This is a genomic window from Streptomyces sp. NPDC003027 (assembly GCF_053591435.1).
Genome location: NZ_JBSFTU010000011.1, coordinates 119,659 through 143,694, shown reverse-complemented (window position 1 = coordinate 143,694; position 24,036 = coordinate 119,659). Strand labels below are relative to the sequence as shown.

The 24,036-nt window shown below is 71.6% G+C and carries 20 protein-coding genes; 9 read left to right on the top strand and 11 right to left on the bottom strand.

Annotation, left to right across the window (positions count from 1 at the left end; genetic code table 11):
• The 6 genes from ACWDX6_RS11555 to ACWDX6_RS11530 form a co-directional block, all read right to left on the bottom strand.
• The gene (locus ACWDX6_RS11555; protein WP_451484727.1) at window positions 1-894 is read right to left on the bottom strand and encodes a diiron oxygenase; all 894 of its coding nucleotides are present in this window, start codon (window positions 892-894) and stop codon (window positions 1-3) included.
• Window positions 895-1,038: 144 nt separating this feature from the next.
• The gene (locus tag ACWDX6_RS11550) at window positions 1,039-2,082 is read right to left on the bottom strand and encodes a class I SAM-dependent methyltransferase (RefSeq protein ID WP_451484726.1); all 1,044 of its coding nucleotides are present in this window, start codon (window positions 2,080-2,082) and stop codon (window positions 1,039-1,041) included.
• Window positions 2,079-2,921 (bottom strand): class I SAM-dependent methyltransferase, encoded by an 843-nt coding sequence (locus tag ACWDX6_RS11545; protein ID WP_451484725.1) that lies wholly within the window; start codon window positions 2,919-2,921, stop codon window positions 2,079-2,081. The genes ACWDX6_RS11550 and ACWDX6_RS11545 overlap by 4 nt, the downstream gene beginning before the upstream one ends.
• Before the next feature lie 64 nt (window positions 2,922-2,985).
• A complete protein-coding gene (locus tag ACWDX6_RS11540) occupies window positions 2,986-3,522 on the bottom strand; it encodes a MaoC family dehydratase (protein WP_451484724.1) in 537 nt (178 codons plus the stop codon).
• A gap of 73 nt (window positions 3,523-3,595) precedes the next feature.
• Entirely contained in the window at window positions 3,596-4,831 is a 1,236-nt protein-coding gene (locus ACWDX6_RS11535; protein ID WP_451484723.1) for a trans-sulfuration enzyme family protein, read from the bottom strand.
• A gap of 115 nt (window positions 4,832-4,946) precedes the next feature.
• Window positions 4,947-6,383 (bottom strand): MFS transporter, encoded by a 1,437-nt coding sequence (locus ACWDX6_RS11530; protein WP_451484722.1) that lies wholly within the window; start codon window positions 6,381-6,383, stop codon window positions 4,947-4,949.
• A gap of 143 nt (window positions 6,384-6,526) precedes the next feature.
• Between ACWDX6_RS11530 and ACWDX6_RS11525 the strand changes: the two genes are divergently transcribed.
• Window positions 6,527-7,189, top strand: coding sequence for an HD domain-containing protein (locus tag ACWDX6_RS11525; protein WP_451484721.1), 663 nt, complete (start codon window positions 6,527-6,529; stop codon window positions 7,187-7,189).
• 1,056 nt (window positions 7,190-8,245) lie between these two features.
• Here ACWDX6_RS11525 and ACWDX6_RS11520 read toward each other — a convergent pair.
• On the bottom strand, window positions 8,246-8,515 hold the full coding sequence (locus ACWDX6_RS11520) for a GntR family transcriptional regulator (protein ID WP_451484720.1): 270 nt from the start codon (window positions 8,513-8,515) through the stop codon (window positions 8,246-8,248).
• 149 nt (window positions 8,516-8,664) lie between these two features.
• On the opposite strand from ACWDX6_RS11520, the gene ACWDX6_RS11515 reads away from it, so the two are divergent.
• The 4 genes from ACWDX6_RS11515 to ACWDX6_RS11500 all read left to right on the top strand — a co-directional run bounded on the left by ACWDX6_RS11515 (window position 8,665) and on the right by ACWDX6_RS11500 (window position 14,888).
• Window positions 8,665-9,036, top strand: a complete 372-nt coding sequence (locus ACWDX6_RS11515; RefSeq protein WP_451484719.1) for a hypothetical protein — start codon at window positions 8,665-8,667, stop codon at window positions 9,034-9,036.
• A 561-nt stretch (window positions 9,037-9,597) separates the two neighbouring features.
• On the top strand, window positions 9,598-10,827 hold the full coding sequence (locus tag ACWDX6_RS11510) for a Cmx/CmrA family chloramphenicol efflux MFS transporter (protein ID WP_451484718.1): 1,230 nt from the start codon (window positions 9,598-9,600) through the stop codon (window positions 10,825-10,827).
• Window positions 10,828-10,911: 84 nt separating this feature from the next.
• Window positions 10,912-11,937, top strand: coding sequence for a hypothetical protein (locus ACWDX6_RS11505; protein ID WP_451484717.1), 1,026 nt, complete (start codon window positions 10,912-10,914; stop codon window positions 11,935-11,937).
• A gap of 113 nt (window positions 11,938-12,050) precedes the next feature.
• Window positions 12,051-14,888 (top strand): hypothetical protein, encoded by a 2,838-nt coding sequence (locus tag ACWDX6_RS11500; RefSeq protein WP_451484716.1) that lies wholly within the window; start codon window positions 12,051-12,053, stop codon window positions 14,886-14,888.
• Here the strand turns inward: ACWDX6_RS11500 and ACWDX6_RS11495 are convergent.
• The gene (locus ACWDX6_RS11495) at window positions 14,876-15,172 is read right to left on the bottom strand and encodes a DUF4031 domain-containing protein (RefSeq protein WP_403287617.1); all 297 of its coding nucleotides are present in this window, start codon (window positions 15,170-15,172) and stop codon (window positions 14,876-14,878) included. The two genes, ACWDX6_RS11500 and ACWDX6_RS11495, sit on opposite strands and share 13 nt — an antisense overlap.
• A gap of 75 nt (window positions 15,173-15,247) precedes the next feature.
• Window positions 15,248-15,604 (bottom strand): hypothetical protein, encoded by a 357-nt coding sequence (locus ACWDX6_RS11490; protein ID WP_451484715.1) that lies wholly within the window; start codon window positions 15,602-15,604, stop codon window positions 15,248-15,250.
• A 102-nt stretch (window positions 15,605-15,706) separates the two neighbouring features.
• Here ACWDX6_RS11490 and ACWDX6_RS11485 point away from each other — a divergent pair, with 102 nt between their 5' ends.
• Genes ACWDX6_RS11485 through ACWDX6_RS11475 form a run of 3 tightly spaced genes read left to right on the top strand, consistent with a single transcriptional unit; the run spans window position 15,707 to window position 19,155 of the window.
• On the top strand, window positions 15,707-16,684 hold the full coding sequence (locus ACWDX6_RS11485; RefSeq protein ID WP_451484714.1) for a MurR/RpiR family transcriptional regulator: 978 nt from the start codon (window positions 15,707-15,709) through the stop codon (window positions 16,682-16,684).
• Window positions 16,685-16,711: 27 nt separating this feature from the next.
• A complete protein-coding gene (murQ, locus tag ACWDX6_RS11480; protein WP_451484713.1) occupies window positions 16,712-17,641 on the top strand; it encodes an N-acetylmuramic acid 6-phosphate etherase in 930 nt (309 codons plus the stop codon).
• 44 nt (window positions 17,642-17,685) lie between these two features.
• Complete coding sequence (locus ACWDX6_RS11475; protein WP_451484712.1) at window positions 17,686-19,155, top strand: PTS transporter subunit EIIC; 1,470 nt, start codon at window positions 17,686-17,688, stop codon at window positions 19,153-19,155.
• A 76-nt stretch (window positions 19,156-19,231) separates the two neighbouring features.
• Here ACWDX6_RS11475 and ACWDX6_RS11470 read toward each other — a convergent pair whose 3' ends face one another.
• The gene (locus tag ACWDX6_RS11470) at window positions 19,232-22,666 is read right to left on the bottom strand and encodes a FlgD immunoglobulin-like domain containing protein (RefSeq protein ID WP_451484711.1); all 3,435 of its coding nucleotides are present in this window, start codon (window positions 22,664-22,666) and stop codon (window positions 19,232-19,234) included.
• A gap of 358 nt (window positions 22,667-23,024) precedes the next feature.
• Between ACWDX6_RS11470 and ACWDX6_RS11465 the strand changes: the two genes are divergently transcribed.
• Complete coding sequence (locus ACWDX6_RS11465; protein ID WP_451484710.1) at window positions 23,025-23,369, top strand: deoxyxylulose-5-phosphate synthase; 345 nt, start codon at window positions 23,025-23,027, stop codon at window positions 23,367-23,369.
• A 76-nt stretch (window positions 23,370-23,445) separates the two neighbouring features.
• On the opposite strand, the gene ACWDX6_RS11460 is transcribed toward ACWDX6_RS11465, so the two are convergent.
• Entirely contained in the window at window positions 23,446-23,913 is a 468-nt protein-coding gene (locus ACWDX6_RS11460; RefSeq protein ID WP_451484709.1) for an SRPBCC family protein, read from the bottom strand.
• Window positions 23,914-24,036: the final 123 nt, after the last annotated feature.

Here is a 24,036-nt window from a genome sequence, read left to right as displayed (position 1 = left end):
TCAGACGACGGGCAGGACGTCGTCCGAGAAGATCCCGGTCTTCAGGAAGAAGGCGAGCGGCTTGCGGATCGCCTTGCGCTCGTACGGGCGGCGGCGCTCGTCGGCCACCAGCGCGTTGCGCAGGGCCAGCGGGTCCGCGATGCCGGCGTCCCGGTACACGTGCGGGTTGTACAGCGAGTTGATGCTGAAGACCACGTACCGCTTGAGATAGGTCTCCACCTCCGCGACGCGCGCGGCGGGCACCGCCTCCCGCATCCGGGCGAAGAGCAGGGAGACCAGCTCGCGGCCGAAGGCGATGTGGCGGGACTCGTCCTGGTGGTGGATGCGGTTGACCTCGCGGATGGTGTGGCACAGGGAGTCGTCCTGAGCCATCCGCGTGTTGTAGTGGTCCACCAGCTCCTCGAAGAACAGGATCCGGGCGAAGACCAGGAAGTTCTCCACCTCCGGCTCCCAGGCGGAGTCGGCGCGCATCGCGGTGGAGCCGTAGATCTTGTCGCCGTAACGGCGGCAGAACTCGGCGAAGAACCACATGTGCTCGTTCTCCTCACCGATGAAGTGGTGGAAGAAGTCCGACGGCACCTCGAAGCCGGGCATGTGGATCCGGCCGACGACCTCGATGAGCAGCTCGCGGATGCCGTGCACGTTGAGGCTGTAGAAGTTGATGGACTCCCACTTGGAGAGGCGCTGAATGGTTTCCTCGCCCAGCTCGTCGTAGTACGGGGTGCCGTACACGGTGAGCAGTTCGGGGGTCATCCAGAGCTGCTTCTCCTCCAGCTTCTCGGGCCAGTCGAACTGCTGGTACGGGTTGTAGTACTCCTCGATGGACCGGGAGCTGAGCCGCTCCAGGACTTCCATGAACCGGTCGGTGACGGGCAGGGGGGCGGCGACACCCATGATCTCGCTCCTTTTTTCTTCGGGGCTCGGTTCACCTCCGGGCGCCTTGTGCGTGCGTCGACGGGCGCGGCGCCCTTCGGCTCACTCGCCCTCAGGCGCACGGGGCGGACGTGAAGGCACTCGGGGTGCGGGGACCTGGGGCCTTCAGGGCCGGACTTCGTAGACCGCGTTGACCGGGGTCTCGGTGGCGCGGCGCCAGCGGGTGAAGCCGGCCTCCTCGGCGATCGCGCGGAACGCCTTCTCGCCGGAGTGGTTGCCGAGCGCGTGCGGGCCGCGCTGGGCGACCGCCACGGGCAGGCACATCACGGCGGACAGGGCCATGAACATGCGGGCGGCGGGCGTGTTCGTGTCGATGTCGGCCGGTGAGACGTTCGACTCGACGAGCATCCAGGTGCCGTCGGCGTCCAGCGACTTGTGGACGTGCTGGGCGGCGGCGACCGGGTCGCCCATGTCGTGCAGGGCGTTGAAGAAGCACACCAGGTCGTAGCCGGTGCCGGGGTAGTCGTCGGCGGAGGCGACCTCGAAGACGACCCGGTCGGACAGGCCGGCCTCCTCGGCCAGCTGCCGGGCGATGGCGATGGCCTCCTCCGAGTAGTCGAAGCCGTGGACGGTGGCCTGCGGGAACGCCTTGGCGATCAGCAGGGTGGTGTGGCCGACACCGCAGCCGACGTCCGCGACGGTGCCGCCGGCGGCGAGCTTGCCGGTGACGCCGTGGAGGGCGGGCAGCCAGTCCGGGACCAGCTTGTGCTCGTACGTGGGCTGGAAGAAGGAGCCCATGCCCGTGTCGAGGGCCGCGTCGTGCTCGGCCCAGCCGACGCCGTCGCCGGTGCGGTAGGCGTCGACGAGCAGGTCCTCGGTGGCGTACAGCGCCTTGAGGGCGGTGAAGAACCCGGCGGCGAAGGTGACGGCCTTCGGGTCCGCGAGCACCTCGACGTGGTCGGCGGGCAGGGTGTACGTCGCGGCGCTCGGGTGGCGCTCGACGTAACCGGCGGAGAGCTGGGCGTGCAGCCACTCCTCGATGTACCGCTCGTCGGTGCCGGTCCTGCGCGCCAGCCCGGTGGCGGTGAGCGGGCCGTTCTCGGCGAGGCACCTGTACAGGCCGAGCCGCTCGCCGAGGGCGACGGTCAGACCGCGGACGGCCGCTCCGGCGTCGGTGATGACCTTCTGGTGGAAGTCGTGGGCACTCATGCGGCCGTGTCCCCCTCGTACGTCGGCAGGTCGCAGGTGAACAGGAAGGAGCGGGGCACGCGCGGGACGGTGCGCGGCGGGACCGGGTAGGGCCAGCGGCCGAAGTCGGCGCCGTCCTCACCGGGCTGCTTGACCTCGCGGACGTCCCAGCCGCAGGCGGCGAGCAGCGCCTCGGGCTCCTCGGTGCCGAAGAGCCACGGGTTGCCGTCCTCGCGCAGGGCGTTCAGGAACGGCCGGGCGAGCGGGTTCTCCAGGGCGGCCCTGGAGATGACGTCGCCGAGCAGCACGGAGCCGGGCGCGGCGTGCGCGGACAGCGTCGAGATGAGGGTCCGTACGGCGTCCTCCGGGAGGAAGAACAGCAGGCCCTCCACCACCCACAGAACGGGCTCGTCGCTCTTCCATCCGGCCTCCTTCAGCGGGCCGGTCCAGTCCTGGGTGAGGTCGACCGGGACGGTGATCCGGGTACGGCCGGCGGGCGCCGGCTCCTGGGCGAGCATCTCCGCCTTGGCCTCCAGGAGGGCCGGGCGGTCCAGCTCGTAGACGGTGACGCCGTCGGGCCACGGGAGCCGGAAGAACCGGGTGTCCATGCCGGCGGCGAGGAAGACCACCTGGCGGATGCCGCGCTCCTCCACCGCCTTGACGACGGCACGGTCCAGGTAGGTGGTGCGGATGGCGAGGAACGGCACGGTGCCGCCGCCGGCGTAGCGCTCGAGCAGTTCGAAGCCGATCGTGTCGGCGACGGTGCGCGCGTAGGGATCGGCGAACAGCCGGTCCTCGCGCTCGGTCTCCAGGGCGCGCGCGGCGGCGGTCCACTGGGCGGTGCGGGATACGGCCTCCACAGGAGGTCCCCCTTCGTTGGTGTCGGAGATTCGGACGGCCGTGTTCAGCCGGGCGTCTGGTGTGTCAGGCGCTCGTGACCGGTGCGCGGCTCTTCGTACGGGCGCACGCGACGGGGTCCTCGGCCGCGGGCATCGACGACAGATGGCCGGCGTCGGAACCGGCGGGGCGCCGTCGGAAGATGCTGTGCAGGATCATGCTGAACACGGCCGTCCCGTCGGCGGCCACCAGCGTGCACCGCGGTTTCACGGTGCCGGTGGCGGGGTTGAACGGCGACGGGGTGGAGCCGAGGATCTCCACCCGGGCGGTGAGGACGTCCCCGGGTCGCACGGGACGCAGATAGCGCACCTCGTCGATCCCGGGCGATCCCATGCAGGCGCTGTAGGCGAGCATGCCGTCCACATAGCGCCGCATGAACATCGCCTGTGTGTGGAAGCCGCTCGCGATGAGCCCGCCGAACTGCGAGCGGGCCGCGAGGTCGTGGTCCGTGTGGAAGGGCTGCGGATCGAAGCGCCTGCCGAACTCCAGCACCTCCTCCGCGGTGACGGTGACGGTGCCCAGTTCATGGACATCGCCGGGCCGGAAGTCCTCGAAGTAGCGCATCACGCGCCCCCCTTGACCTGAAAAGTGGTCGGTCCCTGGCATCACCCAATCTACGAATGGCTCGTTTATTTTGTCAACCCAAAAGAAGACTCATATGCCCCCAGCCGCCCGGCCGTTCACCCCCGCCGTCACCGAGCGCGCGCTCGAAGTCGCTCCACAGGTCCTCCACCCCCTCGATGCCGACGGACACCCGCACCAGACCGGCGCCGATGCCGGCCGCGGCGAGCGCGTCCGCGCCGAGCTCGCGGTGCGAGGTGGACGCGGGATGGGTCACCAGCGTCTCGACCCCGCCCAGGGAGAGCGCGAGCCGGGCGATCCGCACCCGCTCGATGAACGCCCGGCCCGCCTCCCGGCCGCCCGCCAGCTCGAAGGAGAGCAGTCCGCCACCCCCGGAGAGGACCGTGCGGGCCGTGCCGTACGAGGGGTGGCCGGCGAGCCACGGGTAGTGGACGGCCGACACGTCCGGGCGGGCGGCGAGCCGTCCGGCCAGGACGGCGGCGTTGGCGCAGTGCTCCCGCATCCGCAGGGGCAGCGTCGCGATCCCGCGCAGGGTCAGCCAGGCGGCGAACGGGTCGGCGCAGGCGCCGAGTTCGACCGTGCGCGGCCACACCGCCCGGCGCAGCCCCCCGTCCGCGAAGACGGCCGCCCCGCCGAGGACGTCGGAGTGACCGGAGAGGTACTTGGTGGTGGAGTGGACGACGATGTCGGCCCCGAGCTCCAGCGGCCGGCACAGCACGGGCGAGGCGAGCGAGTTGTCGACCACGCTGGTGATCCCGAGCCGGCGGGCGGCGGCCAGCATCCCGGGCAGATCGGGCACCTGACCGGTCGGATTGGCGATCGTCTCCATCACCAGGAGCCGGGTGCGGGGGTTGCGGGCGGCCTCCTCGAACTCGGCGGCGTCGTCACCGGAGACATGGCTGACCTCGATCCCGTACCGCTCGGCCAGGTCGGAGAGGACCGCGTAGGTCCCGCCGTACAGGCACCGCTGCGCGACGACGTGGTCGCCGGGGCGCAGCAGGGCGAGCAGCACCCCGCTGATCGCGCCCATGCCGGACGCGAAGGCGATGGCCGAGTCGCCGCCCTCCAGCCCGGCGAGGGTCTTCTCCAGGGCGCGTACGGTCGGATTGCCGCGGCGGCTGTAGACGTACCGGCCGTCGGGTCCGGCCATGGCCTCGGCGAGCGCGTCGGCCGAGTCGAAGGCGAAGGCCGAGGACTGCACGAGCGGCACCGACAGCGGCCGGCTGCCGGGGTCGGGCGGCTCGTTGACGACATGGACGGCCCGCGTGCTGATGTCCAGGGGGTCTCGCATGCCAACTCCCTTTCCGGAGTGCGGAGATGTGCCGGGTTACGGAGAAGGGGCCGCCCGATGTCCGTCGTGGACATCGGGCGGCCCCTGGGCGCGCACGGTGAACGCACCGCGTGCGTCACACGGAGACCTTGTCGCCCTGCGGGGCGGGGGCGGCCGGGGCGGCCAGGAGGGCCTTGTCGCTCTTCATCACGAGGAGCGTGACGACACCGCCCACCGCGGCGACGATCGCGGCGCCGATGAAGGCGGCCGAGAAGCCGTCGGTGAGGGCGGGCAGGTTGCCGAGCTGGTCGGCGCCCTGGGACATGGCGACGGCGGTCAGCGCGGCGAGGCCGAGCGCCGAGCCGACGTTGTAGGTGGTGTTGACGATGCCGGAGGCGAGACCGGCCTGCTCCTGCGGGGCACCGGACATGGCGGCGATCATCGCCGGGATGTAGGCGAGGGACATGCCGAGCGCGGCGACGAGCGAGGCCGGCAGGACGTCGACGAGGAAGGTGCCGGTCGGCGGGACGGCCGCCAGCCAGACCAGACCGGCCGCCAGGACCAGCAGTCCGCCGGCGATGAGCGGCTTGGCGCCGAACCGGCCCATGAGGCGGGCGGTGATGGCCGTCATGAAGATCATGAGCAGGACGGTCATCGGGAGCAGCGCGGCACCGGACTCGAAGGCGCCGTAGTTCAGCACCTGCTGCAGGTAGAGGTTGAGGAAGTACCACATCGGGATCCAGGCGGCGCCGAGCAGCGTCATGGCCAGGTTCGCCGAGCCCAGGCGCGGGACCCGCCAGACGCTGAGCGGCATGAGCGGCTCGCGGACGGCCTTCTGGATCACGAAGAAGAGGATGAGCAGCGCGGCGGCGCCGGCCAGCTGGAGGACGGTGCCGGTGGAGCCCCAGCCGACCTCGGGGGCCCGGACCACGGCGAACACGGCGAGCGCCAGACCGGCGGTGACGGCGACGGCGCCCAGGACGTCGACGGAGCCGCGGCGGGACTCGACGTTCGGCAGCAGCTTGGTGGCGGCGAGGGTGGCGAGGCCGATCGGGATGTAGATGATGAAGACCCACTGCCAGCTCATCCACTCGGTGAACACGCCACCGAGGAACACGCCCGCGGTGCCGCCGGCGGGGGCCGCGGCGCCGTACAGCGCCATCGCCTTGCCGAGCTCCTTCGGGTCGTGCATGAAGAGCATCATCAGCAGCGTCATGGCCGAGGGCGCGATGAGCGCACCGCCGACACCCTGGACGGCGCGGCCGACGATCTCGACCCAGGCGGTCTGCGCGGCGGCGGCGAGGACCGAGCCGACGATCATGACCGCCCAGCCGGAGACGAAGATCTTGCGCGCCCCCACGAGGTCGGAGAGTCGTCCGCCGAGGAGCAGGAGCCCGCCGAAGACGATGACGTAGGCGTTGAAGATCCACTGGAGCTCGCTCTGCGAGAAGCCGAGGTCCTTCTGCATCTCGGGGAGAGCGACGCCGATGATCGAGGTGTCCATGATGACCATGAACTGGGCGGCGGCGAGCACGACAAGTGCCCACCAGCGCCGGGGATTGACGGTTGACATTGCCCTGCTCCTTCTCTCGCATATACCCCTAGGGGGTACCTTCGCGGAGCACCGTAGCATACCCGTGGGGGGTATGTAAGGGCGAGATGAGGAAGAGCCTGGAAGGCAGCCCTCCGCGGTCGCGGGCAGGCACAATGCCGTCCATGACCGCCTACGAAGAACACGAGCGGGAGCAGGAGCTCCTCCACCGCTGGACCTCGACCCTGCTCGCGGCCAGGGCGGACCGCGAGGGCCCGGACCCCGCTCCGTACGGCCGGAACCTGCTGGCGCGCTGGGCCGAGCCGCAGCGCAGGTACCACACGGTCGACCACCTGCGGGCGGTCCTTGACCGCATCGACGAAATCCCTTCGGGGAGCGCGGAGTTGGAGCTGGTCCGGCTGGCCGCCTGGTTCCACGACGCGGTCTACCGCCCCGACCGCTCGGAGAACGAGGAACGCTCGGCGACCCTGGCCGAGAAGGCCCTCACGGAGGCGGGCCTCCCGGCCCGCGACGTGACGGAGGTGGCCCGCCTGGTCCGCCTCACGATCACCCACGACCCGGCACCCGGCGACACCAACGGCGAGATCCTCTGCGACGCCGACCTCGCGATCCTGGCGACCGACCCGGATACCTACACGGGGTATGCGACCGCGGTCCGCGAGGAGTACGCCTTCGTCCCGGACGACACCTTCCGCGAAGGCCGCGCGGCGGTCCTGCGCCAGCTGCTCGCCCTGCCGGCGCTGTACCGGACGCCGTACGGGGCGGCGACCTGGGAGATGACGGCACGCCGGAACGTGGAGGCGGAGCTGGAGCGGCTGACGGCGTAGGCGGGGCGGGGCGGGGCGGGCCGCCAACTCGACGGAGACGGCCAAGACACCGACATCGGGCGCACCCGGGGGGGGCCGGTCGGGGTGGACGTTGCCCGCGAGTCTCGGGCGGGTGGCCGCCCTCTCTCCGAGTGTGGCGCCCTGCGCCGTCCGCTCAAGGGCGGCCGGGGGGTGGGGGCCAGGCGCGGGGGCGGTGTCGGCGGGTAGCGCCGTGAGCGGCTGTCGGGTTCGTGGGTGGGTGTGCGCGGTGGTGGTGTGGGGGTTGCGTGGTGCGGGTGAACCACAAACGCGCCGTCACCGGCCGGGGGTGGGACCGGGCGAACCATTAGTGCGCCGTCATCGACCCCCGTTGGGGCGTGGCGAACCATGAGCGCGCCGTCACCGGCCGGGGGTGGGGCTTTCGCCCCACTTCATTCCCTTCGTGGAGTGGGTTACGGGGAGTAGGGCGTGGTTGTGGTTCGTCGCGCGGCGGGGGTGGTGCTTCTCGGCAGGCCCGATCCGGCTCTTCTCGGGGCAGGGTGCGGCCGGGGGCCTCACCCCCACCGGTGGTGACCAGCGGGGCATGAAGCCCAACCGCCCACCGGGCGCAACACGCTGAGCCCAGCCCGGCCACCCCACACCACTGCCGCGCAATCCCACCCACCGGCCCGCGCCCGCCGCACCGGCCGCGACCGCAGACGTGCCCCCGGCGCCGCCACCCCCCGGGCCGCCCTCCGAGAGTTTTCACGCGGCCGGAGGGGGCGGGTCAAGGGTGGCCGCAGGCCATCGCACAGCGACGCGACGAGGAACGAGGAGCGCCCTTGACGCGTCACCGGAGGGCGCGACTCTCGGAAGGAAGGGCGGTCCGCGCCAGAAGCCCGCGAGACGGGCCGCGCAGAAGGACCTCTCCAGGTACCGGGTGCCCGAGCCAAGGGCCCCCGGCTCGCGCCACATCTACCAGAGAGTCGGGCAGCCGTCCGGGAGATGGGCATCGGCGTGCGCGAGGCCGGGTGGCCGCGCACGCAGGCGGGGGCGCGGGCCCTGACCGAGCCGTACGTTCAGATCCGGGCGCCACGATCAGTGGGCGGGCTCGTCACCTTTGGCGGCAGTGCCGGACGGCAGAGGGTCGACGACGAACGTTCCCAGCCCGACCTCACCCCGCGTCCACCCTTCTTCCCGTACGTGCCGCATCGCTTTCGCCGCTGTCGCGTTCACCACGCCGAACTCCTGGGCGATCTCCAGGGTGGACGGCACACGGCTTCCGGGCGGGTAGGCCTCATCCTCGATGCGTCGGATGATCTCTGCTGCGATCTGTCTCCACAGCGGCCGGGTGCGATCAAGGTCCATGGACTCAGCCTGGGTGACCACAGGTTTCTGCGCATCCGTAGATAACCGTGGATAACTACGGTTAGAGTGGCGCCCGACACAGAAACGCCCCCAGGGCGGCCGGGCAAGGGCCGCTCCCCAGGGGCTGACCGAAGAACGGAGCTTCGGCTATGCGAGACCTTATCGCCGCGCTGCTCGCGTGGCTGCCAGGCGTACTGGCGCCCGGTTCCGGGCGGCGCCGGGCAGGCGCTGCGCCCGTCACCCCCGCTTCCGTCCGGCGGACGCAAGGCGCCCGCCCGACCCGCTCCCATGCCCGGCAGGTGCAGGCTCGCGGACAGACCGAGCGGCCCCGATCCCCGTACGGGCTCGTGGAGAGGATCGACGGGGAGGGCACGGCTCTCATCCGCCCCTACCTGGCCGAGTACGAGCGGCAGGAGGAACGCGCCCGTCAGCGGTGGCGGCGCCTCAGCCTCGTCATGGCGGCGGACTTCGGCATCGACCTGGACACCCGGGACGTGCACGGAGCGGGGGTGGCCTGGTGAGCGAGAAGACGCCCAGCGCACCGCCACGCAAACCCGTGCGCATGTGCGTGCGATGCGGCCATATCACGGACACACCCGTACTCGTCGGCGAGGTGCACCAGAACTCCGGGCCCGGGTGGAACGTGTACGCGTGCCCTGAGTGCGCGCCGCACTTCCCGCCGCCACCCGATGTGCTCGACCTTCTCCAGGACGGGCACCGCCGGGGTACCGAGTGACCGCGGGGCGCACGACGTCCGTGCCGCGTACGGCGGGCAGCAGCGGCGCCCGCACATGCCGGGCCTGCGGCAGCCGCAGCACCCGACGGACGTAGGCTCCGGGCGCCCGCGCGGGGAGAGCGACAGCCCCGCCCGGGCGCCCAGCACACTCACCGCACCCCTTCCTGCTCGCCTTCCATCCCGTCGGAAGCGCCTCTCCCGGCCACCCCCCTCCCGCCCGTCCCGCATCGCGAGACGGCACGTCCGAGGGGGAATGTCAGGCTCAAACCCCCCGTTGACCCATGTCATGCCGTCAACGTCACCCGAGCGCACGACAGACTCCGCCCCCACGCCCGCACCCGCCCGCATGCCCTTGGCCGTCTACATCCTCGGCCTGTCCGTCTTCGCGCTCGGGACGAGCGAGTTCATGCTCTCCGGGCTGCTGCCGCCCATCGCCGACGACATGAACGTCTCCATCCCCCGCGCCGGGCTGCTCATATCCGCCTTCGCCATCGGCATGGTCATCGGCGCACCCCTGCTCGCCGTGGCCACCCTCCGGCTGCCCCGCAAGACCACGCTCGTCGCCCTGATCACCGTCTTCGGTCTCGGCCAGGTCGCCGGAGCGCTCGCCCCCAACTACGCCGTGCTCTTCGCCTCCCGCGTCGTGAGCGCCCTCGCGTGCGCCGGGTTCTGGGCCGTCGGAGCCGCCGTGGCCATCGCCATGGTGCCGGTCGGCGCCCGCGCCAAGGCGATGGCGGTCATGATCGGCGGCCTGTCCATCGCCAACGTCCTCGGTGTCCCCGCGGGCGCCTTCCTCGGCGAGCACCTCGGCTGGCGCTCCGCGTTCTGGGCGGTCGGCGCCGCCTCCGCCGTCGCGCTCGTCGGCGTCGTGACCCGAATCCCGCACATCCCGCTGCCGGAGACCAAGCCCCGGCTCAAGCGGGAGCTGGTGATCTACCGCGACCGCCAGGTGCTGCTCTCCGTCGTGATCACCGCGCTCGCCGCGGGCGGCGTCTTCTGCGCCTTCTCGTACCTCGCCCCGGTGATCACCGACGTCGCCGGCATCGACACCCGCTGGGTCTCCGGCATCCTCGGCCTCTTCGGCATCGGCGCGCTGATCGGTACGTACATCGGCGGCCGCGTCGCCGACGCGCACCTCTTCGGGGTGCTGCTCAGCGGCATCACCGCCTCGACGCTCTTCCTGGTCGCCCTCGCCCTCTTCGCCTCCAGCCCGGTCGCGACGGTCCTGCTCGCCTTCCTGCTGGGCGTCTCGGCCTTCTACACCGCCCCCGCCCTCAACGCCCGCATGTTCAACCTGGCCGGCGCCGCCCCGACGCTCGCGGGCGCCACCACCACCGCCGCCTTCAACCTGGGCAACACCGGCGGCCCCTGGCTCGGCGGCACCGTCATCGACGCGAACCTCGGCTTCGCGGCGACGGCGTGGGCGGGCGCGGCGATGACGGCCGTGGCCCTGGCGACGGTCGCGCTGGCCCTCCGCCTGAACCGGCGCACCGCGAGCAGCCACATCGTCGCCACCTCGGCAGCGCGCCCGAAGAGCGAGGAGAACGAGGCGACGAGCATGGCCCGCGTGGACTGACCCGTCACCCGCTGCGGCACTGTGACGCCGATCGCCCCCCCCCACCCACGGGGAGGGGCAGGCGCACAAGAAGCAGGGGAGTCAGTGATACCCGCGCGACACAAGGGGTTCAGAATCTTCAGGGCGTCGCGACGCGCCGTCGCGGCGGCCGCCGGTGCGCTCGTCCTCGCGCTCGGCGGCTCGGTGCTCGGCGCCCCGCCCGCCACCGCCGTCTCGGCGGAGTTCGAGTACCAGGTGACGCGGAAGGCCGAGACGTACAAGGACGTACCGGGTACGGAGATCACCTTCACCGCGGCGGCCGGGGAGAGATCGCTCCTCTGGTCCCGGTACTTCTCGACGGAGCCCGTCTCGGCGCTCTCGTCGGGTGACAACATCGGCAACACCTTCGCCATCCGCTGTCACAACGCCGACGGGACCGCGCTGCCGACCGGGACCGAGGCCGGCTCCTACTGGGCCGCCAACCTGGTGCCGCCGACCGAGACCTCGCTGACCGCAGGCCTCCGCTGGCTGTTCATCGCCCCGGCGGACGGCAGCTACACCTGCCGCCTGTCGATCGTCTCGTACTCCTCGATCATCGTGAACGGCCGCACCGTCACCATGCGCGTCCCGGCCGGAGCCGAACTGGCCAGGAAGACCTACTCCTCGATGTCCCGCTGGACGCTGCTCGCCGGCAGCGGCACCGTGGTCGACCGGGGCACCACGGTCTCGACCAGCGGCTCCACCAACACCCCCACCGACGAGAACATCATCGTCTACCAGGACGCGGCGCTGTCGACCTGCATCGCCGACTCCCCGATCTGCCCCGGCGGCACCACCGCCTACACCTACACCCGCGCCGAGACCTGGGTCGAGGCGCAGCCCAGGGACCCGGACGGCGCCCTGTGCGGCGGCCCGATCAAGGGCCCGGTCTCTCAGTGGAACATCACCAACGCCAAGCACCACCAGACGGCGGCCAACACCCTCCGCCTGACCAAGTCCCAGCTCGGCGGCTGCACCCAGATCCGGATGACCCTGAAGGTACGGAACGTCGACGGCAACCCGCTCAACATCCACGACGGGTACGCCATGGACACGCTCGCGGCGACGCACGGCGTGGCCTACTCCTACTGAGTACCCGCCCCCGGCGGCCCTGTCATGGGTGTGTGCGACGATCATCCGTCGCACACACCCTTGGGGGGTTCATGCCAACGGCATCGGCGTCCGGAAGACGCTCCGTATCCACCGTGCTCATCTGTCTCTTCGCCGTCCTCGGCACGCTCCTGCTGCCGGTCGGGTCCGCCACCGCGCAGGCCGCCACCACGCGGCCCGCCGCCGAGCAGCTCGCCGCCGAGGAGTGCGCGGCCGTCTCCGAGGGCCGGTACGCGGGTGAGTTCACCGCTCCCGGCCAGGCCGCCTGCCTGGAGCTGCCCACCCCGCAGGGCGCCCGGATCGCCGCGCTGACCTCGCGCGGCGGTGAGGGGATCGCCGTCACCGTCGAGGTCGTCGACGCGAACGGCACCGCCCAGTGCGAGGCGAGCGCGCTCTCGTACGGTTCCTGCGCCCTCACCGGCACGGCGCCGTTCCGCGCGACGGTCCGCGCCGCGGACGCCACGGCGACCGGCTCGTACGGCGTCCACTTCGTCCGTACGGACACGCCGCAGGCCAAGTGCCCGGTGCTGCCCGCCGGTTCCTTCGCCGACGACACCGCCGCCGTACGCCTGGAGACCGGCGACGGCGTCTTCTCGCACTGCCTGACCATCCCGGCCGACGCGCACTCCACCGCGGAGCTGTTCCGGTTCCGGTACGCCTTCCCGGACGAGCCGGACGTGTTCCCGGACTGGGTGGTCCGCCTGATCGACACCGACGGCAACGGCCCCGCGTCCTGCTACACCCACCCCATGCCCGGTCAGCAGGTGCGCACGGACATCCTCAGCAGCTGCAAGCTCGCCGAGGGCAAGGCGTACACCGTCCTCCTCGAAGGCCAGAACGCGCCCGCCACGCACACCCTCGTCCACCGTGACGTGACCGCCACCGCCCAGGGCTGTGCCACCTCCGCCGCGACCGCCATCGGCGCCCCGGCCGTCCAGGCCTCCTCGGGCGAGAACGGCACGCTGCGCTGCCACCGGATCACCACCGGCGCGGCGACGGACCGTCTGGTCATCAACGCGCGCGACACGGGCAACGCCACCCACACCCTCGTCATGAACGACCAGGGCGACACCCAGTGCTGGCTCGAGGCGCACGCGTGCAAGGTCACGGGCTCCACCAGCTACCAGGTCGTCACGCAGGCGCCCGAGGACTGGACGCAGCCGGAGTCGTACCGTCTCGACGCCTGGCGGGTCTTCACCGTATCCGGGCTCGCGCCGGAGTGCCCCCGGTCCACCAGCTCGGTCGCGTCCGGGTACGGGCCGGTGACCGGCACGCTCTCCGAGGAGCGCACCGCCGCGTGCGCCGTGCTGCCGACCGTGGCCGGTGACCGGTTCACGGCCCATGTCACGGCCGCCGACGGCGGGACGTCCATCGCGGAGCCCACGTTCTACAACAGCAAGGGAGACCGCTACGCCGGGTCCTCCTACGAGGCCGACGGCCAGAGCCTCTTCGTGCTCTCCCTGCCGGAGGCCACCGACCGGACCTCGTACCGCGCCACCCTGAGCTGCGTCAACCAGCCCTGCGGCCCGGAAGAGGCCTCCGTCGACACGGTCACCCCGACCACCGCCCAGAGCGGTACGGTCGCGACCCTCACCGTGCAGGGAACGGCGCTCAGCAAGAGCACCACGGTCAAGCTGTACGGCGGCCCGGCGCCGCTGACGGCCACCACCGTCTCGGTCTCCGAGGACGCCCGGACCCTGAAGGCGACGGTGGACCTGAGCAAGGCCCCGGCCGGCACGTGGAGCGTCAGCGTCCTCGCGTACGGCAAGGAGTACCCGCGCGGCTCGCTCACGGTCACGCCGCCCACCGCCGGTCCCGGTACGTACAAGCCGATCACCCCGACCCGGCTGATGGACACCCGCAGCGGACTCGGCGTCCCCAAGGGCAAGGTCGGCCCCGGCGGCACCGTCACCCTCCAGGTGACCGGCAAGGCGGGCATCCCGGCGAGCGGGGTCACCGCCGTCGTCCTCAACGTCACGGCCACCGGCCCCACCTCGGGCAGCTTCGTCTCCGTGTACCCGAACGGCACCACCCGCACCAGCGCCTCGAACCTCAACTTCACCGCGGGCCAGACGATCCCCAACCTGGTCGTCGTCCCGGTCGTGAACGGAAAGGTCAGCTTCTACAACCGCGCCGGGTCGGTCGACCTGCTCGCCGACGTCGCTGGTTACTACACGACCGACGGCACCGGCTCCACGTACAAGCCGATCACTCCCACCCGGTTCATGGACACCCGCAGCGGACTCGGCGTCCAGAAGGCCAAGGTCGGCCCCGGCGGCACCGTCACCCTCCAGGTGACGGGCAAGGCAGGCATCCCGACGGCCGGGGTCACCGCCGTCGTCCTCAACGTCACGGCCACCGCCCCGACGGCGGGCAGCTTCGTCTCGGTCTACCCGAACGGCACCACCCGCACCAGCGCGTCCAACCTCAACTTCACGGCCGGCAAGACCATCCCGAACCTGGTGGTCGTCCCCGTCGTGAACGGAAAGGTCAGCTTCTACAACCACGCGGGGTCGGTCGACCTCCTCGCCGACGTCGCCGGGTACTACACGACCGACGGCACCGGCTCCACGTACGAGCCCGTCACGCCCAGCCGCCTGATGGACACCCGCAGCGGACTCGGCGTCCCGAAGGCCAAGGTCGGCCCGGGCGGCACCGTCACCCTCCAGGTGACGGGGAAGCCCGGCATCCCGGCGACCGGGGTCACCGCCGTCGTCCTCAACGTCACGGCCACCGCCCCGACGGCGGGCAGCTTCGTCTCGGTCTACCCGGACGGGACGACCCGCACCAGCGCGTCCAACCTCAACTTCACGGCGGGCCAGACGATCCCCAACCTCGTCGTCGTACCCGTCGTGAACGGAAAGGTCAGCTTCTACAACCACGCGGGGACGGTCGATCTCCTCGCGGACGTGGCGGGTTACTACACGTCGTAGCGCGGGAGGCTCTCCCCGGGCGCCGGCCGGCCCTTCGGCCGGCGCAGTCCCGCCTCCGTGATCCTCCGTACGAGCTCCTTGGAGCCGACCTCGATCGCGCCCGCCGCCACCGCGTCCGCGTACCGGTCCGACGGGATGTCGTAGTGGTCGCGTTCGAAGGCGCGGGGCGGGGCACCGATCGAGGCGGCGAAGGCGTGGAGCTCCTCGTGCGAGACGTCGCTGACGAGGTGCGACCACATGCGCCCGTGGCCCGGCCAGGTCGGCGGATCGATGTACAGGGCCATGTCAGCCCCTCACCACGTCGGCCGCCGGCACCTTTGGCACTGCCGCCCGGCCCGGCGCCGTCACGCCCGCCGCCGTCACTTCAGCCCGCCGACCGGGGCCACGACCACGCCCGCCTTGCCGCAGACCCAGTGCGGGTCCGGACCCAGTTCCGGTTCGACGTCCAGCGCGTGCGGGTCGCCCGACGAGCAGACCGGGCAGAGCGGCCAGCGGCCGTACCGCTCCAGGAGCGCGTCCTGGACGTCCTGCGCGACCAGCCCCGCGACGTACGTGACGCCCTCGGGCCACTGCTGGGCCCACCAGCGCCGGTGCGTCACCGCGTCCTCGACCATCGAGACGACCTCGGCCGCCGCCACCTCGCGCGCCGCCAGATCGGCGAGGACCCGGGCACGGGCGGTATGGAGGGCCTGCTCCAGGGGGTCGATGTCGTCCATGGACTCATTGTCACCCCACCAGCCTCACCGGCGAAGGCCCCCACCGCATCCGGGGGCGGACGAGGTCTTGACGACCCCCGTGCCCGAAAATATCTTTCAGCTGTGACCAATGAAGTGAAGGAAAGTTTCAGAGGCGGCGCCAGAGCGTCCGTACCGAGCCCGGCGGCTCCCGTAGGAGGCGGCGGCTCCGGACCCCGGGGAGCGCCCGCGCCCGCCGCGCTCGCGGCCAAGGTGCGCACCCTCGCGCCGTCCATGACCCGCTCCATGCAGCGGGTCGCCGAGGCGGTCGCCGGCGACCCGGCCGGCTGCGCCGCCCTCACCGTCACCGGTCTCGCCGAGCTCACCGGCACGAGCGAGGCGACCGTCGTCCGCACCGCGCGCCTCCTCGGCTACCCCGGCTACCGCGACCTGCGGCTCGCCCTCGCCGGCCTCGCCGCCCAGCAGCAGTCGGGACGGGCCCCGTCCGTCACCGCCGACATCGCCGTCGACGACCCGATCGCCGATGTCGTGGCCAAGCTCGCCTACGACGAGCAGCAGACCCTCGCCGACACCGCGGCCGGACTCGACACCGTCCAGCTCGGCGCAGCCGTCGCCGCCCTCGCCGGCGCCCGCCGCATCGACATCTACGGCGTCGGCGCCTCCGGCCTCGTCGCCCAGGACCTCGGCCAGAAGCTCCTGCGGATAGGGCTCCTCGCCCACGCGCACAGCGACCCGCACCTCGCCGTCACCAACGCCGTACAGCTGCGCTCCGGCGACGTCGCCATCGCCATCACCCACTCCGGATCGACCGGCGACGTCATAGAACCGCTGCGCGTCGCCTTCGACCACGGCGCCACCACGGTCGCGATCACCGGCCGCCCCGATGGCCCCGTGACGCAGTACGCCGACCACATCCTCACCACCTCCACCGCCCGCGAGAGCGAACTGCGCCCCGCCGCCATGTCGTCCCGTACGAGCCAACTCCTCGTGGTGGACTGCCTGTTCACCTGCGTCACGCAGCGCACGTACGAGACGGCGGCCCCCGCGCTCGCGGCCTCCTACGAAGCCCTCGCCCACCGGCACTCCCCCCGCACCCGCTGACGACCCACAGCACCGAAAGAGCCGCACGTGTCTTCTACGTACTCCGAGCTTCAGGCGCAGCTGGCCACCCTCACCACCGAGGCGTTCCGCCCGGAACTGGCCGAGATCGACCGGCTCCCCACCGCCGAGATCGCCGCGCTGATGAACGGCGAGGACCGGACCGTCCCCGCCGCCGTCGCCACCCAGCTGCCCGTCATCGCCGCCGCCATCGACGCGACGGCCGAACGGATGGCCCGCGGCGGCCGGCTGATCTACGCCGGCGCGGGCACGGCGGGCCGGCTGGGCGTCCTCGACGCGAGCGAGTGCCCGCCGACCTTCAACACCGACCCCTCCGAGGTCATCGGCCTGATCGCGGGCGGCCCGCCGGCGATGGTGAGGTCGGTCGAGGGCGCGGAGGACTCCAGGGAGCTGGCGGCCGCCGACCTCGACGGGCTGCGCCTCACCGCCGACGACACCGTGGTCGGCGTCTCCGCCTCCGGCCGTACGCCGTACGCGATCGGAGCCGTCGAACACGCCCGCGCGGCGGGCGCGTTGACCATCGGCCTGTCCTGCAACGCCGGCAGCGCGCTGGCCGCCGCCGCCGAGCACGGCATCGAGGTCGTCACCGGCCCCGAACTCCTCACCGGATCCACCCGGCTGAAGGCGGGCACGGCCCAGAAGCTGGTCCTCAACATGATCTCGACGATCACGATGATCCGGCTCGGCAAGACGTACGGAAACCTCATGGTCGACGTCCGCGCCTCCAACGACAAGCTCCAGGCCCGCTCGCGGCGGATCGTCTCCCTCGCCACCGGCGCGCCGGACGAGCGGATCGAGGCCGCGCTCGACGCCGCCGACGGCGAGGTGAAGACGGCGATCCTGATGATCCTCGCCGACATCGACGCCGAGGCCGCCGGGCGGCGCCTGGCCGACTCCCACGGCCATCTGCGCGCGGCGCTGCACGCCCCGGCCGGCTGAACGCTCCTCTCCCCCCACCCCCGCACAGCGAGGCACCCCCGCACATGAGCACAGACGACAAGAACCGCGCCATCGCCGCCGCGATCCTCCCGCTCGTCGGCGGCGCGGAGAACATCGGCTCCGTGGCCCACTGCATGACCCGGCTCCGGCTCGGGCTGCGGGACCGCTCGCTCGTCCAGGACCAGGCCCTGCGGGCCCTGCCCGCCGTCATGGGCGTGGTGGAGGACGACACGTACCAGATCGTCCTCGGCCCGGGGACGGTGGCGCGGGTGACCCCGGAGTTCGAGGCGCTGCTGGCCGCGGCCCCCGTCCCGGATCTGGCGTCGCGAGGCGCGGCGATCAAGGCGTCCCAGAAGGAACGCAACGCCACCCCCTTCAAGCTCTTCCTCCGCCGGATCGCCGACATCTTCGTACCGCTGATCCCCGCCCTGATCGGCTGCGGCATCATCGCCGGGCTCAACGGCCTGCTGACCAACCTCGGTCTGCTCCCCGGGATCACCCCCGCGCTCGCGGCGATGGCGAGCGGCTTCATGGCGCTGATCGCGGTCTTCGTCGGCTACAACACGGCGAAGGAGTTCGGGGGTACGCCGATCCTCGGCGGCGCGGTCGCCGCCATCATCGTCTTCCCGGGCGTCACGAAGATCGACGCCTTCGGCCAGACGCTGTCGCCCGGCCAGGGCGGCGTGCTCGGCGCGCTGGGGGCGGCGGTGCTGGCCGTGTACGTCGAGAAGTGGTGCCGCCGCTGGGTGCCGGAGTCCCTCGACGTCCTGGTCACCCCGACGCTCACGGTCCTCGTCTCCGGCCTGGTCACCCTCTTCGGCCTGATGTTCGTCGCCGGTGAGGTCTCCACCGCCATCGGCGACTTCGCCGACTGGCTGCTCGCACACGCGGGCGCGGGCGCGGGCTTCGTCCTCGGCGGGCTGTTCCTCCCGCTGGTGATGCTGGGCCTGCACCAGGCGCTGATCCCGATCCACACCACGCTCATCGAGCAGCAGGGCTTCACCGTCCTCCTGCCCATCCTCGCGATGGCGGGCGCGGGCCAGGTCGGCGCGGCGATGGCCGTCTACGTCAAGCTCCCCCGCAACGGCTCCATCCGCCGCACCGTCAGGTCCGCCCTGCCGGCCGGCCTCCTCGGCGTCGGCGAGCCCCTGATCTACGGCGTCTCGCTCCCCCTCGGCCGGCCGTTCGTGACGGCCTGCGTCGGAGGCGCGTTCGGCGGCGGCTTCGTCGGTCTCTTCAACATGCTGGGTGACAAGGTCGGCTCCACCGCCATCGGTCCGTCCGGCTGGGCCCTCTTCCCGCTCCTCGACGGCAACACGGGCGTGGGCGGGACGATCGCGATCTACGCGGGCGGGCTCCTCGTTGGTTACGGGGTGGGCTTCGTGGCGACGTACTTCTGGGGCTTCAGCCGAGAACTCCTGGAGGAGTTCAACGTGGACACGGAGACGGAAGCGGCCGGTGCCTCCGCATCGGCCGTCTCGGGAGCGCCGAGCCCGGAACCGGCGAAGGTCTGAGCGGCGAGGAACGGGCGAGGGCCGCCTCCGGTGCGTACCGGAGGCGGCCCTCAGCCGCTTCGTCGTCCCGTCGGAATCAGCCGACGAAATAGCCGGAGACGTCGCCGACGAGGTGGACCGTCCCGTTGTGGTTGTAGAGCGTGACGGCCCCGTCCGCGCCCAGCGGCACCATGGTGAGGTTCGGCACCGTCTGCCCGGCCCCGGCGTTCAGGGTCGACGCGCTGGTGCGGGCCGTACCCGCCGGGAAGACCGAGACGAAGGTCGGCTTCGACACGTTCGTCACCGTCACGTTCATCACCACCGCCGAGACACCGGCCGCAGGAACGCCCACCTTGCCCGCGATCCAGAGGCCGGCCTGGCCGGGGCCTTGCAGAGAGCTGTACAGACCGAGCTCGATCCTGCTGTCCATCACACGCGCCGGCGTCACCGGCTGGAAGAGGGCACCGGTGCCGCTGGTCGTGTAGTAGCCGGAGACGTCCGCCAGCAGGTCCACGGACCCGTTGTGGTTGTAGAAGCGGACCTTGCCGTTCACCACGGGGACGACGACCAGGTTCGGCCGGGTCTCGTTCGCCACGAGGTTCAGGTTCGACGCGCTGGTCCGGGCCGTGCCGTCGGGATGGACCGAGACGAAGGTGGGCGCGGTGACGTTCGTCGCCGTCACGTTCATCACGACCGCCGACACCCCGGAGGAGGGCACCCCGTTCCGGCCGGTGACCTGGAGCGTCACCGTGCCCGCGGGCCCGACCTTCGCCTTCGGTACGCCGACACCGGCACGGGTGTCCATGGCCCGGACCGGCGCCAACGGCTTGAAGCGGGCGCCCTGAGCGTTGTCGGTGTAGTAACCGGCGACGTCCGCGAGCAGGTCCACTGTGCCGGCCCTGTTGTAGAAGCTGACCCTGCCGCCGCTGACCGGCACCACGACCAGGTTCGACACGGCCCGGACCGGTACGACGTTGAGGTTCGAGGCACTCGTCCGGGCCTCGCCGGCAGGGTGCACCGACACAAAGGTCGAGTTGCTCGCGCCGACCGCCGTCACGTTCAGCACGACGGCCGAAACCCCCGTGGCGGGCACGCCACCGCTCCCCGCCACCTGAAGGGTGACCGTCGCGCCGGGCCCGACCTTCGCCCTGCCCACTCCGAGCCCGCTGCGGGTGTCCATCACCCGGGTCGGCGTCACCGGCCGGTATCCGCCGGACGCACCCTTCACGGTGAACTCCCCGTTCACCCGGACATCAGGGCCACCGCTCAGCGGCCGGGCGGTCGCCATCCAGGTGTACGCACCGTTCGGCACGCGCACGCCGGCCGCGTCCTTGCCGTCCCACCCGACGGTGAAACGGCTGCCGACCTGGCCACCCGTGAACTCGCGTACGACCGCACCGGTGGCCTTGTCCGCCAGGGCGACCCGCCACGAGGCGGCGGGCTTCGACAGCCACCAGGCGCCCTCCCACAGCGTCCCGGTATCGCTGTTCCAGACCGGCTCGGTGAACCGGTCGATGACGGCGAGCGATCGGTCGGCGATGCCCCGCAGGGAGACGACGTGCAGGGTCTGCTTCGTGTCGACGTAGGCGAGGGAGTCGGTCAGCGGGTCGACATGCGAGGCGAACTTCGGGAACTCGTCCAGTTCTGTGGTCAGCGTCTCGACGACAGCGGTACCGGATCGCACGTCGATCACGCGCAGCTGCCCCATACCGGATGTCTCGGTGTCCAGTCGCGCGACGACGAATCCCTGGCCGAGGCTGTTGTTGTCGGCCAGTGAGCTGATCAGCCCGCCCACGGGAATCCGCTGCTTCGTCATCAGGTTGACGAGGACGCTGCCCTGACCGCCGTACAGGCAGTTGACCATCGCCCAGTCCCCGGCCACCCGGAACCTCTCCACCTTGCAGGTGGTGCCCGTGCCGACTGGTTCCGAGACGGCTCCGGTGGCCAGATCCACGCCGATGATCCCGGTGCCCTTCAACCTCCACAGCGTGCCGCCCCACAGAGCGGACGTGAGGACGGCAGGGTCCGACTCCACCCACACGACCTTGCCCGTGTCGATGTCGAAGACGATGTTCTTGCCGTCCCGCGTCAGGGCGCGGAGGTGGTGCCCCGAACCCGTGCGAATGGAGTGCGGCCGAACGGCAGGGGCCCGGAGCCGCCACACCTTCGCGTCCTTGCCGGTGCGCGCCTCCCACACCCGGACGACCGTCACACAGTCGACGCAGGTCCCGTCGTCCTCGGTTTCCAGAAGGACCAGCCGGCCGTCTCCCATCCGGTATCCCCGCTCGCAGTACCCGCCACCGCCCGGCGCGGGGCAGGACCAGGAGGACTCGGGCGCCGCCGACAGCGGTTCCGTCAGAGAGATCTGTCGGGCCTGGGCCGTACGCGTGGAGCCGTTGTCCTCGTTGTAGGCCAACTCCCCCTGGGACAAGTGAAGATAGCTCCGCTTCGCAGGATTCGGCGGGACCCGCTCGATCGGCTCCGCCCTCAGTGCGCCCGTCGGGTCGAGGGTGATCCGCTGAACGCCCCAGTGGCTGGAGTCCGTGCCGCCGACCGCGTACAGGCTGCCGTCCGCACCGGCGACCAGAGTCTCCGAGGCGCGCGGGAGCACCGTCACCGCCTCGCCGCTCGTCATATGCACGGCGCGCAGTGGGTGCGTCACGGAGCCGTAGTCGTCGTCGAAGGCCACGACGAGCCAGTCACCGAGCGTCTGCACCGCCTTCCGGTGCTCGTACGAGGGGATGGACACCTCGCGGGTGGTGGTGCCGTCCGCACGGGAGACCAGACGTACCGGGTCCCGCCGGTACTCCTCGTAGTGAACGAGCCAGTCCTGGGTGAGCGAGTAGCGCGGATAAGAGGGCGTGGCGGGGTCGGGCGGCGTGGGACGGAAGGCACCCGAAGCGAAGTCGACCAGACCGTAGCCGAACCGCTCGCCGTCCCGGTACTTGAGGAAGGCACTCTCCCGGTCCTGGGCGAGCACGGTGGGCGCCTCGGGCATCCGCACCGGCAGATCGACCTCGGCATCGGCCGGTGCCCCCTCCCCGACCCCGAGGAGGTGCAGGCTCGCCTCCGTGCCGTCGGCGCCGGGCACCCAGGTGAGCACCTGGTTCGCGGTGTGGGCATACGTCCAGTGGTGCCCCTCGGGACGGTTCCTTTCCCGCACCGATCCGGTCACGAAGTCGCGTATCTCGAAGGTGTCGCTGCCGAGGCATCCGTAGGTGTCGCCGTTGGGGATCGGGGCGCGCCCGTACGGGCATCCGGGATGGGCGACCGAGGCGCCGGCCGCCGGATCCCACCACTGTCGGCCCTTGCCCTCGGACCACCACTGCACACCGGCGCCCGCACCGAGCACCTCGGCCAAAGCGGGCTTCATGTGCGGCGGCGCCGGGATGGTCACCTCGCTCGCCACGAGACTCGTATCGGCGCCCGTCTCCGCGGCGGCGGGTCCCGCCCCGGCGACGAACAGCCCGGACAGGCCGAGCAGCGCGCTCAGACCGAGCGCGAGGGTGGATGTTCTTGCACGACGCACCACGAAGGGGCCCTCCCAGAAAAGGCAGACAGAGCGAGGACGGGCATCGCGCGGGCCCCCGGCCCTTCCTCCTCAGCAAGTGGCCCGACTCTAGCAACCGGAAGCGGCGCCTCAGCAGGTCCCGGGCTGGGCTTTCAGCTGGTGCCGACCCCCCGGGACGACAATCGGCGCGGAACTCCACCACGCGCGGCAACAGGCGGACCTGAGCCTGCGTTCCGGACCCCACCTGGTCCTCGTTCGTCGCGGGGCGCAAGGTCTGACCGTTTCCCGTTGGCTTCTGGCTCGGCCGCCCTCTCTCCGAGTGTGGCCAAGCGCCGGAAACTCCCGGGCAACGCCCGGCCCGGCCGCCTACCCTCGCCCCATGGACGGCTCCCGCTCCAGGACCTCGTACGTCTGCCTGCCCTGCCGGGCCTCGTACAAGCAGCCCTACGACCGCGCCCACGACACGCGGCGCTGCCCGCGCTGCTCGCGGACGCTGATCCATGTCGGCTCCGCTTTCGCCCCGCCCAAGCGCAGGGACACCGCCGCCTGGCGCACGCTCTCGGTGCTACTGAACGCAGGCGTCCGGTTCCACAAGAGCTGCTGCGGCGGGCCCGGTTACCGGCCCCGCTCGCTCAGCGAGGTGCGGGAGCGGATGACGTACGCCCGGCGATCCGGGGAACCCTTCGCGAAGGCGCTCGTGAGGCGCGAGCTTCCCCGCGGCTGAGGCCCGAAGCTCAAGCTTCGAGATTCGAGCGCTCTTCTACGGAAGGTATGTCGGCTGAACCGACCCCCGCCGCCGCTCACATCGTCCGGAGGTACTCCGCCAGGCGGTCGTACTCCTCCCTCACCCCCGCCTCCATCCCCGTCGCCAGTGCCTGGTCCCGGACCTCGGTCGACGGCCAGAGCGAGGTGCTCGTCAGCGCCGTGCCCCCGTGCGGGGTGGCGTCGAAGGTCAGGGTGACGTGGATCGGCGGGCCCGGCATGAGTTCGAAGTGCTCGGTGTAGACGAGGCGTTCGTTCGGGATGATCTCCTCGTACGTTCCCGAGAACACGATGTCCTGGCCGTCGGGCGACGTCTGGCCCCAGCGCCAGGTTCCCCCGACCCGGAGGTCGATGTCGCAGACGGTCGTGGTCATCGCGGCCACGCCGTACCAGTGGCGGACGTGTTCGGGGCGGGTCCAGGCTTCCCAGACGCGTTCCGGCGGGGCGTCGAAGGTGCGGGTGATGACGAGTTCCCGCTCCGATGGTGTCGTCAGCAACGTGATCATGGGATCGCTCCCGTCTCCCGGCCGAAATCGGAGGACTCTCGGACGCCCTCCTCTTATCATGATCACACCGGCACAGCCATCAAGCGAGTGAACGTGTTCAACACACAAGCGCTATGGTGCTGC